Source organism: Streptomyces sp. NPDC057694 (genome assembly GCF_042799415.1).
In the GTDB taxonomy this organism is placed as follows: domain Bacteria; phylum Actinomycetota; class Actinomycetes; order Streptomycetales; family Streptomycetaceae; genus Streptomyces.
In genome coordinates, this window is the sequence record NZ_JBHVIX010000001.1 from 1,018,858 (window position 1) to 1,030,075 (window position 11,218).

General features: G+C 70.9%; 10 protein-coding genes. 5 read left to right on the forward strand and 5 right to left on the reverse strand.

Annotated elements, in window-relative coordinates:
• Positions 1 to 65: 65 nt before the first annotated feature.
• Entirely contained in the window at positions 66 to 1,037 is a 972-nt protein-coding gene (locus tag ACFVDP_RS04715) for an acetylxylan esterase (RefSeq protein WP_383483168.1), read from the reverse strand.
• Between the two features lie 137 nt (positions 1,038 to 1,174).
• Here ACFVDP_RS04715 and gndA point away from each other — a divergent pair, with 137 nt between their 5' ends.
• Positions 1,175 to 2,614: an NADP-dependent phosphogluconate dehydrogenase gene (gndA, locus tag ACFVDP_RS04720; RefSeq protein ID WP_383483171.1), complete on the forward strand. Its 1,440-nt coding sequence runs from the start codon at positions 1,175 to 1,177 to the stop codon at positions 2,612 to 2,614.
• A 363-nt stretch (positions 2,615 to 2,977) separates the two neighbouring features.
• On the opposite strand, the gene ACFVDP_RS04725 is transcribed toward gndA, so the two are convergent.
• From ACFVDP_RS04725 to ACFVDP_RS04740, 4 genes are all read right to left on the reverse strand, one after another.
• The gene (locus ACFVDP_RS04725; protein ID WP_383483174.1) at positions 2,978 to 3,409 is read right to left on the reverse strand and encodes a nitroreductase family deazaflavin-dependent oxidoreductase; all 432 of its coding nucleotides are present in this window, start codon (positions 3,407 to 3,409) and stop codon (positions 2,978 to 2,980) included.
• 61 nt (positions 3,410 to 3,470) lie between these two features.
• Positions 3,471 to 4,127: an aspartate/glutamate racemase family protein gene (locus ACFVDP_RS04730; RefSeq protein WP_383483177.1), complete on the reverse strand. Its 657-nt coding sequence runs from the start codon at positions 4,125 to 4,127 to the stop codon at positions 3,471 to 3,473.
• 52 nt (positions 4,128 to 4,179) lie between these two features.
• Complete coding sequence (locus ACFVDP_RS04735; RefSeq protein ID WP_383483179.1) at positions 4,180 to 4,524, reverse strand: GNAT family N-acetyltransferase; 345 nt, start codon at positions 4,522 to 4,524, stop codon at positions 4,180 to 4,182.
• 34 nt (positions 4,525 to 4,558) lie between these two features.
• A complete protein-coding gene (locus ACFVDP_RS04740; protein WP_383483182.1) occupies positions 4,559 to 5,017 on the reverse strand; it encodes a winged helix-turn-helix transcriptional regulator in 459 nt (152 codons plus the stop codon).
• 92 nt (positions 5,018 to 5,109) lie between these two features.
• Between ACFVDP_RS04740 and ACFVDP_RS04745 the strand changes: the two genes are divergently transcribed.
• From ACFVDP_RS04745 to ACFVDP_RS04760, 4 genes are all read left to right on the forward strand, one after another.
• On the forward strand, positions 5,110 to 6,273 hold the full coding sequence (locus ACFVDP_RS04745) for an MFS transporter (protein WP_383483186.1): 1,164 nt from the start codon (positions 5,110 to 5,112) through the stop codon (positions 6,271 to 6,273).
• 47 nt (positions 6,274 to 6,320) lie between these two features.
• Entirely contained in the window at positions 6,321 to 6,758 is a 438-nt protein-coding gene (locus tag ACFVDP_RS04750) for a MarR family winged helix-turn-helix transcriptional regulator (protein WP_383483189.1), read from the forward strand.
• Positions 6,759 to 6,872: 114 nt separating this feature from the next.
• The gene (locus ACFVDP_RS04755) at positions 6,873 to 8,594 is read left to right on the forward strand and encodes an MFS transporter (protein ID WP_383483192.1); all 1,722 of its coding nucleotides are present in this window, start codon (positions 6,873 to 6,875) and stop codon (positions 8,592 to 8,594) included.
• Positions 8,595 to 8,858: 264 nt separating this feature from the next.
• Positions 8,859 to 11,189 carry an AbfB domain-containing protein gene (locus tag ACFVDP_RS04760; RefSeq protein WP_383483195.1) on the forward strand — a complete coding sequence of 777 codons (2,331 nt, stop codon included), beginning with the start codon at positions 8,859 to 8,861 and terminating at the stop codon, positions 11,187 to 11,189.
• Positions 11,190 to 11,218 lie beyond the last annotated feature (29 nt).

Below are 11,218 nucleotides of genomic sequence, written 5' to 3' on the forward strand. Positions count from 1 at the left end.
GGAGCGGCAAATTATCCGCTCCCACGCATGCCTGACAAGGGTGCCGTCGGCCACCGTGGCTGTAATCAGTCCCTCAAGTACCCCGGAACCCAGCGGAGTTGGACCCCCTGCTGGAAGGCACCGCCGCCCTCGTGGTCGTTGAAGGTGTACACCTCCATCGAGCGCTCCGCCCCAGCCCAGTGGTTGTACGCCGCGAAGACGGTCGACGGCGGGCAGGTCAGATCCTCCAGAGCGACCGAGAACAGACCGGGCGCCGTGGCGCGGGCGGCGAAGTTCATGCCGTCGAAGTACGAGAGCGTACGGAAGACACGCTCGTCCTCACCGATGTGCGTCTTGAGGTAGAGGGCGATCTCGCGGTACGGGTGACGCTCGGTGAGCGTGGCCGCGCGGCCGAAGTGGCACAGGAACGGCACGTCGGGCGCGACCGCCCGCAGGTCGGGGACGAGGCCCGCGACGGCGATGGAGATGCCGCCGCCCTGGCTGCCGCCGACCACGGCGACCCGGGAGGCGTCGACCAGCGGGTGCGAGCGGGCGGCCTCCACGGCGCGCACGGCGTCCGTGTAGACCCGGCGGTAGTAGTAGTCGTGCGGGTCCTGGATGCCCTGGGTCATGAACCCCGAGACCGACGGGGCGCTGCCGACCGGGTCCGGGGTGTCCCCGACCGAGCCGCCGCTGCCCTGGCCGCGGGTGTCCATCACGAAGTGCGCGAATCCGGCGGCGGCCCACTGCAGGTGGGTGTGCGGGAGGCCGCGCCCGCCGTTGTAGCCGATGTACTGCACGACGGCCGGAATCGGCTCCCGGGTGCCCGCGGGAAGGACCAGCCAGCCCTTCACGGGGTGCCCGCCGAAGCCCGCGAACGTAACGTCGAATACGTCGACCGCCGCGTACGGCACGTCGACGGGCTCGAACCGCGCGTCGAGCGCGTGCTCCCCGGCCTCGGCCAGCGTCTTCTCCCAGAAGGCGTCGAAGTCGTCGGGGGCCGTCAAGGCGGGCTCGTAGGCCCGCAGTTCGTCGAGCGACAGATCGAAATGAGGCACGCACGGCTCCAGGATCGTAAAGAGTGCAGACGGGCACTACGAAGGGACTTCTCGTGGGGGGACGGTCAGCCACGCTACGCCTCACGACGCCATAACTGAACAAGATCTTTCATTTTCCCAATCCAGGAGCGACAGGCATGAGCACTACAGCGCAGATCGGTGTCACGGGTCTCGCGGTGATGGGCCGCAACCTCGCCCGGAACTTCGCCCGGAACGGATACACGGTCGCCCTCCACAACCGCACCGCGTCCCGTACGCACAAGCTGGTCGAGGAGTTCGGCGAGGAGGGCATCTTCGTCCCGGCCGAGACCGCCGAGGAGTTCGTGGCGGCGCTGGAGCGGCCCCGCCGCCTGGTGATCATGGTGAAGGCGGGCGAGGCGACGGACGCGGTGATCCAGGAGTTCGCCCCGCTCCTCGAATCCGGGGACATGATCATCGACGGCGGCAACGCGCACTTCGCGGACACCCGGCGCCGCGAGAAGGAACTGCGGGAGCAGGGCATCCACTTCGTCGGCACCGGTATCTCCGGCGGCGAGGAGGGCGCGCTGCACGGGCCGAGCATCATGCCCGGCGGCAGCGTCGAGTCGTACGCCTCCCTCGGTCCGATGCTGGAGAAGATCTCCGCGAAGGCGAAGGACGGCGCCCCGTGCGTCACGCACGTCGGTCCGGACGGCGCCGGGCACTTCGTGAAGATGGTGCACAACGGCATCGAGTACGCGGACATGCAACTCATCGGCGAGGCGTACCAGTTGCTGCGCGATGTCGCCGGGTACTCCCCCGCGCGGATCGCCGAGACCTTCCGTTCCTGGAACGAGGGCCGGCTCGACTCGTACCTGATCGAGATCACGGCGGAGGTGCTGGGCCACGTCGACGAGGCGACGGGCGAGCCGTTCGTCGACATCGTCCAGGATCAGGCCGAGCAGAAGGGGACCGGCCGCTGGACCGTGCAGATCGCCCTCGACCTGGGCGTGCCGGTGTCCGGCATCGCGGAGGCGGTGTTCGCCCGCTCGCTGTCCGGGCACGCCGACCTGCGCGCGGCGTCGAAGCACCTGGCGGGTCCCGCGGCGCTGGCGCTGCCGGAGTCGGAGGCCGCCGCGTTCGCCGACCGGGTCGAGCAGGCGCTGTACGCGTCGAAGATCGTGTCGTACACGCAGGGGTTCCACGAGATCGCCGCGGGCAGCGAGACGTACGACTGGGACATCGACTCGGGCGCGGTGGCCCGTATCTGGCGCGGCGGCTGCATCATCCGGGCGGCCTTCCTCGACCGGATCACGGCCGCGTACGAGGCCGAGCCCGGCCTGGTGAGCCTGCTCTCCGACAAGGAGTTCGCCGACGAGATCGCGGCGGCGCAGGACGACTGGCGTGCCGTCCTGGTCGCCGCGACCATCCAGGGTGTCCCGACACCGGGCTTCGCGGCGGCGCTCGCGTACTACGACGCGCTGCGCGCCGAGCGGCTGCCGGCCGCGCTCACCCAGGGACAGCGGGACTTCTTCGGCGCGCACACCTACCGGCGCACCGACCGCGAGGGCTCGTTCCACACGCTCTGGGGCGGTGACCGCTCCGAGGTGGAGGCCTGAGCCGCACGCGCTGCCTCACACGGGTGAGGGCTCGGGCTCCGGCGGTGTCGGGTCGGGGTCCGGGGTCGGGCCCGGCGGGACCGGCGACGGCGGCGGCTGCGGCACGGGCCGGGGCATGGGGGTCGGCATCGGGTCCGGCAGCGGTCCCGGATCCGGCCGGTCCGGTCCCGGGCCCGGACTCGGCCCCGGGCCCGGCACGGGACCCGGCGGGACGGGGTCGGGGAACGGTTGGGTCATGGCGGTGCCTCCAGCGTTTCGGCGGGGCGTGGTCCACCGGCCCGCCCGCGGGAGTGCCGCGGGCCGCGGTGGACTTCCACTGTCTCCCGGGGCGCGTGCCCACGCCCGCCGAGTCCACGCGTGGTGTCAGCCGTCCGTACGAACGAGCCGCACCACCGGGATGTCGCGGCTGGTCTTCTTCTGGTACTGGGCGTAGTTCGGGAACAGCTCGACGAGGGAGTCCCAGACGCGGGCCTTGTCCTCGGGCGGGAGGGTTTCGGCGCGCGCCGCGAACCGCTCGGTGCCGACGCGCAGCCGGACGTCCGGGTTGGCCAGCAGGTTCAGGTACCACAGGGGGTGCTGGTCCGAGCCGCCGTACGAGGCGACGATCAGCAGGTCGTCGCCGTCGCGGCCGTAGATGAGGACGGTGCGGCGCCACTGCCCGGACTTGCGGCCCTGGTAGTCGAGGAGCAGGCAGGGGGTGCCCTGGATGGTGGTGCCCTTGGTGCCGCCGGACTCCTCGTAGACACGGGCCTGGTCGGCGACCCATCCGGTCGGGCTGATGACGACGTCGGTCATGGCGGTTCCTCGTCCCTCGGCTGCGATGCGGTGCGGTGCGGTGCGGACAACTTCCCTCAACCTAAGCGCTTTTGACCCGTGCGCATTCCTCCGCCGCGGCGGCGAGTCCGAGGCGCGGACTGGACAGGACGGGGACGGCGGTGCGGGTGCGCCCGGCGGCGTCGGCCAGGGACGCCTGGGCGAGGACGATCACGTCGGCGTCCCTCCCGGTGACGGCGTCCAGCGCGGCGGCGACCCGGTCGAGGTAGGCCTCGCGCTCACCGGCGAGGAACAGCTCCCAGGCGCCGTCGACCAGCACCGTGCGCAGGTCGACGGTGCGCCCGGCGCGGTCGGCCTCCTCCTCGACGAGGGCGGCGGTCGGGCCCAGGGTGCTGTGGGTGGTGGCGACCACGACGACGCGGGGGCCCTCGGCGACGGCCCGCGCGGCCATCGGCCGGTCGACCCGCAGCACGGGCACTCCGGCGGCCGCGGCCTGCTCCTGGGCGACGGCTCCGATGCTGGAGCAGGTGCACAGGACGGCGTCGGCCCCGTCGGCGGCCGCCGCCTCCAGGAGCGTACGGATGTCGTCGGTGACGGCCCGGGGGCCCTCGGCGCGGGCCCGCTCCAGGAGGTCTTCGCGCACGACGTGGCGCAGCGCGAGGCCGGGGTGGCCAGCGTCGCGCAGGGCGTCGAAGACGGGGACGTGGACGGGCGAGGTGTGCAGGAGCGCCAGCTTCATGCGAGGCACCCTACGCAGCGGTGCCGCCGAGGTCTTCCCCTGTCCGCGCAGGTCAGTACAGTTCCGGGTGGTCCGCGACGGCTGCCTTCGCGGCCTCGACGAGCGTGTCCGGGACCGCCGGGGCCTCGCCGGGGTGCCGGGCCGCCCACTCGACGACGAACGGACACAGCGGCGCCACCACGATCGCCTCCCGTGCGGCGATCGCGTACAGCTCGCGGGCGAGGGAGCCTCCGATGCCCTTCCCCTCCTGCGCGGGCTCCACGATGGTGTGCACCGGCACGAGGGCGCGCTGCGGCTCCTCAAGGACGAAGTACTGGATGTAGCCGGCGATGTCACCACCGGTGCGGGCGATCAGCAGACCGGCGTCGCGGTCGTCGTGCATCTCGATGTCGCTCATCTGCACATTGTCGACGGTTTTCTCCGGCCCGGCCCTACCCGAGCTTCTGTACGTGGGTGGTGTCGGCGTCGATGACGCCGCCGTCGGCGCCCGTCGGCACGATGTCGGGCACCCGGGCGCCGTGCCGGTCGAGCAGCAGGGAGTGCGGCTCGCCCGCGTCGAAGGCGTGGCGTTCTCCCCACTGGCGCAGGGCGAGCAGGACCGGGAAGAGGTCGCGTCCGGTGTCGCTGAGCACGTACTCCATCCGGCGCCCCGAGGGAGCCGTGCGCTGGGTGAGGAGTCCGTGCTCGGTGAGCTTGCGGAGCCGGTCGGTGAGGATGTTGCGGGCGATGCCGGTGCGTCGGCGGAACTCGGTGAAGGAGCGGACCCCGTCCATCGCGTCGCGGATCACCAGAAGGCTCCACCGGTCGCCGACCAGGTCGAGCGTGCGGGCGACGGGACAGTCGGGATCGGTCCAGGCGGACTGTGGGGCACCGGCGGCGGGGCGCGGCATGACACCTCCCGAAGAGTTGCAGATCGAGACCATTATGTCGTAGCGTCAAATTGGTTGCAATCTGCTACCTATTCTCATTTGGCGGGGGTTCGATGGACGTCTGGCGACGGTTGCTTCTGGCGAGCGTGTGCGGTGTCGCGGTGGCGAGCGTCTATGCGGCGCAGCCGGTACTGGCGCCGATGGGGCGCAGTCTCGGCGTCGCACCGGATCACCTCGGGTGGATCGTCTCGACCGGCCAGTTCGGCTATCTGGCCGGGCTGGTGCTGCTGGTGCCGCTCGGTGACGTGGTCGCCGACAGGCGGTGGCTCATCGCCCTGCATCTGGCGGTCACCGCGGCGGGCCTGGCCCTCACGGCCGTGGCGCCGGTCGCCTGGGCGGCCTTCGCGGGGCTCGCGCTGGCGGGGATGTTCGCGGTCGTCGTGCAGACCACGGTGGCCTACACGGCGTCGGTCTCACCGCCGTCCGAGCGCGGACGCAACATCGGTGTCGTGACCTCGGGTGTGGTGGTCGGCATCCTGGGCGCGCGGGTCGTCGCCGGGGCTCTCGCCCAGGCGTGGGGCTGGCGGAGTGTCTACATCGCGCTCGCCGCACTGACTCTCGGCCTTGCCGCTCTCGTCCCGTTCGCGCTGGAACCCCGGGAGCGCGCCCACCGGCCGGCGGGGTACGGACAGGCTCTCGCCGCGCTCGGTGCTCTGTTCGGACAGCGGCTCTTCCTGACGCGAGGACTCATCGCGTTCTTCCTTTTCGCGTCGTTCGGGACCCTGTGGAGCGGACTGTCCCTGCCCCTGGCGGACGCGCCGTGGCATCTCGGCGAAAGCCGAATCGGGCTGTTCGGACTCGCCGGGCTCGCCGGCGCGCTCGGGGCGGCCCGCGCGGGACGCTGGGCGGACGCGGGACGGACCGGCCCCGCCACCGGTCTCGCCCTCGCCCTCCTCATCGCTTCTTGGGCCGCGACAGGGCAGTTGCACCGATCTCTTTGGCTGCTCGTCGTCGGCGTCGTACTGCTGGACTTCGCCGTCCAGGTCGTGCACGTGAACAACCAGCACCTGCTCACCACCGCGCACCCGGACCGCCCCAGCAGTGTCATCGGCGGCTACATGCTCTTCTACTCGCTCGGCTCCGCCCTCGGCGCGGCCGCCACCACCTCGGTCTTCATCGCCCACGGCTGGGCCGGCTCCAGCCTCCTCGGAGCCGCGTTCGCCGCCTGCGCCCTGCTGGTCTGGGCACAGGGGCAGAGAACGGGCCACGCTCTATAGATTCTCCATACACGTACATGCATAATGACCTTATGCATAAGAGGGTTATGGACCTTGACTCCGGCCACTCCGCCGAGGAGTTGATGCTCGCGGTCGAGGACACGGTGCGCTTCGTCCGCCTCGGCACCACGGCGGGCGGGTTGAGCAGGGCGTCCTCGTCCCTGCTCAACCGGCTGCACCGGGAGGGGCCGCAGCGGCTCACGGAGCTGGCCCGGGCCGAGAACGTCTCGCAGCCCAACATGACGCAGGTCGTGTCCCGCATGGAGAAGGCGGGCCTGGTGCGCAGGGTTCCCGACGAGTCCGACGGCCGGGGCGTGCTGGTGGAGTCGACCGCCGAGGGCCGGCGCACCGCCGAACAGCGGCAGACCGAGCGCGCGTCGGCGCTCCAGCAGCTCCTGGAGGCGCTGTCCGAGCCGGAGTTGGAAGCGGTCCGGATCGCGCTTCCGGCCCTGGCCCGCGCCGTCCGGGACCACGCGGACGGCTGACCACCACGGTCCGGAACCCTCTCGTTCGTCACAACGGAACCATGCCGAACGGCGACGAACCACGCCGAACCACAACGGAATCACGCCGGAACCATTCCGGAAGAGGAAGTGGTCATGAGTACACCGCACAACCGGGCCGCCAGCCCGTTCAAGCAGCCCAGGGCCGTATGGGCCGTGGCGTTCGCCTGTGTGATCTCGTTCATGGGCATCGGCCTCGTGGACCCCATCCTGCCGGCCCTCGCCAGCAGTCTGGACGCCTCACCGAGCCAGGTCTCGCTGCTGTTCAGCAGCTATCTGATCGTCACCGCCGTCGCCATGATCTTCGTCGGCTGGATATCCAGCCGGATCGGCGCCAAGCGCACCCTCGTCATCGGCCTGGCCGTGATCGTCGTCTTCGCGGCGCTGGCCGGTGCGAGCGGTTCGATCAACGGCATCGTCGGCTTCCGCGCGGGCTGGGGACTGGGCAACGCGATGTTCATCGCGACCTCCCTGGCCGTGATCGTCGCCTCCGCGAGCGGCGGTTTCGGCGGCGCGATCATCCTGTACGAGACCGCGCTGGGCCTGGGCATCGCCGTCGGCCCGCTCCTGGGCGGCCTGCTCGGTGATGTCAGCTGGCGCGGCCCCTTCTTCGGCGTCGCCGTCCTGATGGCCATCGCCCTCGTCGCGACCGTCGTCCTCGTGCCCGACACCCCACGCCCCGCACGGCCGACCTCGCCGATCGCCCCGCTCAAGGCCCTGCGCCACCGCTCCCTGCTGACCATGGGCATCGTCGCGCTGATGTACAACTGGGGCTTCTTCACGATGCTGGGCTACGCGCCCTACCCCATGGAACTCGACGCGCTCCAGCTCGGGTTGGTCTTCACCGGCTGGGGTCTGCTCGTCGCCTTCTTCAGCGTGTTCGGCGCCCCGCGCCTGCAGGCGCGCTTCGGTACCGCGCCCACCCTGTACGCCAATCTCGCCGCCCTGGGCGTGATCATGGCGGTGATCGCCGCGTGCGTGGAGACGCCGACCGTGGTCATCGTGGCCGTCATCGTCAGCGGTGCCTGCATCGGCATCAACAACACGCTGACCACCCAGGCCGTGATGCTGGTGGCTCCGGTCGAACGCCCCGTGGCGTCCTCCGCGTACGGATTCCTGCGCTTCATCGGCGGCGGCATCGCGCCCTACGTCGCGGGCAAGCTCGCCGACGCCGCCGGTCTCAGCCTTCCCTTCTACGTGGGCGCCGCGTCCTTCGTGCTCGCGATTCCCGTCCTGGCCACGGGACACAAGATGCTGCGCAAGGCCGAGTCCGGCCTGGTGGAGGAGGAGCCGGTCGCACCGTCCTTCACGGCGGTCGGCGCCCCGGCTCCGGACGGTTCCCCGAGGGTGATCGTCGCCGTCGGCGACCACGAACGGGCCGCCGGCATCGTGGAAGCCGCCGCCCGCATCGCCGCCGACAGCCACAGCCCCCTCGAAGTGGTGCACGTGCGGGAGACGGCCGTCGTCGAGGAGCAGGCCACCGAGACCGAGACGGCAGACCGGGCCCGCGCGACGGTGACCGCCCATCTCGCCCGGGCCGCCGCCCACGGCGTCACCGCTCACGGGCAGCTTCTCTCCAGCCTCGGTGACCACGCCGCCGCGGGCCGGGCCCTCGCCCGGCACGCCGAGCAGGTGAACGCCCGCGCCGTCGTCATCGGCCGCTCCCCCCGTGGCGCGCTCGCCCAGTTCGCCGACGGCAGCTTCACCAGCGCGCTCACGCACGCGGCCCGCTGCTCCGTTCTGCTCGTCAGCGAAAACCATCAGCCGAAGCCGCTGACCAGCACCGACCTGGAGGGACTGCGCACCAGCGCGGCCTGAACCGCATCCACCGACGGGAGTCCCGGGCGTCCACGCCCGGGACTCCCGTCGTGTTCATCGATGTACGGCGCCGGCGCCCGCCCTGATCGACACCTCTCCAACTACCGGGGCAAACACCGTGATTCGCCGATCGGGAGTGACATGTGGGGCCGGAGGAGAAGTTCTGACGCGGAGTCTGTACAGCTGCCTTACAGCGTTGTAAAAGGCAGGCAGCACTTCGGAACACGACCGCCACTGCGACGCATCCGATGAAGGAGCACCCCCATGCCCTCGCGCCCCCTCGGCTTAAGACCCGCCGGCATCCTGCTGGCCGCTCTCGCCCTCCTCCTGGGCGGGATCACGATGCTGGCCCCGGTGGCCCGGGCCGCACCCGCGGCCTGGAGCCCCAAGCCCGCGCCGATGACGACCCCGTGGACCGACCAGGTCTCCCGGGACAACCCCCTGCCCGAGTATCCGAGGCCGCAGCTGACGCGCCCCGACTGGGCCAATCTCAACGGCATCTGGGACTTCGCCGTCACCGGGAAGGACGCCGGGCAGCCGGCCTCGTTCACCGACCAGATCCGGGTCCCGTTCGTCGCGGAGTCCGCGCTCTCCGGCATCCAGCGCAAGATCACCGAGAACGACAAGCTCTGGTACAAGCGCACGTTCACCGTCCCGGCCGGCTGGAACGGCCGCCGGGTCCAGCTCAACTTCGGTGCCAGCGACTGGCGTACGACGGTGTGGGTCAACGGCCAGCAGGCGGGCGCGGTCCACAGCGGCGGCTACGACGCGTTCGGCTACGACATCACGCCGCTCCTCAACGGCGGCACGAACACGATCGTCGTCTCGGTCTTCGACCCGACCCAGACCGGCGGCCAGGCCGTCGGCAAGCAGCGCATCAACGACGTGACGCCGCACCCCGGCGGCGGCATCTTCTACACCGCCGCGTCGGGCATCTGGCAGACCGTCTGGCTGGAGCCCACGGCCACGGCCCACGTCACCCGGCTCGACATGGTGCCGCGCCTGTCCGACTCGACGCTGCGGGTCACCGTGCAGGGCACGGGCATCAGCGGCCAGAGCGCGCGGGTCACGGTCAGTACCGGTGGGACGACGGTCGGCACGGCGACCGGCTCGGTCGGCTCGGAGCTGACGGTGAAGATCACGAACCCTCATCTGTGGTCGCCGGACGACCCGTTCCTGTACGACGTGAAGGCCGAGATCGTCTCCGGCTCCACGGTCGTCGACTCCGTCGGCTCGTACTCGGGGATGCGGTCGATCTCGCGCGGCACGGTCGGCGGCAAGCAACGGCTGCTGCTCAACGGCAAGTCCGTCTTCCAGACCGGCACCCTCGACCAGGGCTACTGGCCGGACGGCATCTACACGGCCCCCACGGACGACGCCCTCAAGTACGACCTCCAGAAGCACAAGGACCTCGGCTTCAACATGGTCCGCAAGCACATCAAGGTCGAGCCGCAGCGCTGGTTCTACTGGGCCGACAAGCTGGGCCTGCTGGTGTGGCAGGACATGCCCGCGATGGACACCCGCACCCCGGACACGGCCGCCCGCACCCAGTGGGAGGCGGAGTTCGACCAGATCATCGACGAGCACCGCAGTTCACCGTCGCTGGTGATGTGGGTCGACGAGAACGAGGGCTGGGGCCAGTACGACCAGGCTCGTATCGCCGACAAGGTGAAGGCGGCCGATCCCTCGCGTCTCGTCGACAACATGAGCGGCATCAACTGCTGCGGCGCGGTCGACGGCGGCAACGGTGACGTGATCGACCACCATGTGTACGTGGGCCCGGGGGTGACCAGCCCGTCCTCGACCCGGGCGGCCGTGCTCGGCGAGTACGGCGGGCTCGGACTGCGGGTGTCGGGGCACGAGTGGTCGCCGGGCAACGGTTTCAGTTACGAGGACCAGGCCGACACCGCGCACCTGAACAACCGGTTCGTCGGGCTGATCGACGCGCTGCGCCTCCAGCAGATGCCGGCCGGGCTCTCGGCCTCCGTGTACACGGAGATCACCGACGTCGAGAACGAGGTCAACGGCCTGATGACGTACGACCGTCAGGTGGTCAAGGTCGACGCGGCGCGGGTCAAGGCTGCCAACCAGGCCCTGATCGCGGCCTCCGCGAATCCGGGCGGACCGACGACTCTGCCCACCGGCCTGAAGTCGCTGCGGGTCACCACCCCCGGCTACACCGACCGCTACCTCCGGCACAAGGACGCCCTCGCCTACACGGAGGTCGTCAACTCCGCCAGCAGTGACCTGCTGAAGAACGACGCCACGTGGCGGGTCGTGCCGGGTCTCGCCGACAGCTCCTGCTACTCGTTCGAGTCCCGCAACTACCCGGGCGAGTATCTGCGCCACCGCGAGTTCCGGGTGCACCGGGAGGCCGGTGACGGTTCGGCGCTGTTCAAGGCGGACGCCACGTTCTGCGCGGTGCCCGGGCAGGGCGGTGTCCGGCTGATGGCGCAGGGCTATCCGGGCCAGTACCTGCGGCACTACAACTCCGAGGTCTATCTGGCCGTACCGGGCGGATCCCGGGCCGCGGACAACCCGTCGCTGTTCACCGAGGACACGACCTGGGCCGTGGAGGCGCCCTGGGCGCCCTGACCCCACCGTGACACGCAGGCGCCGGACTC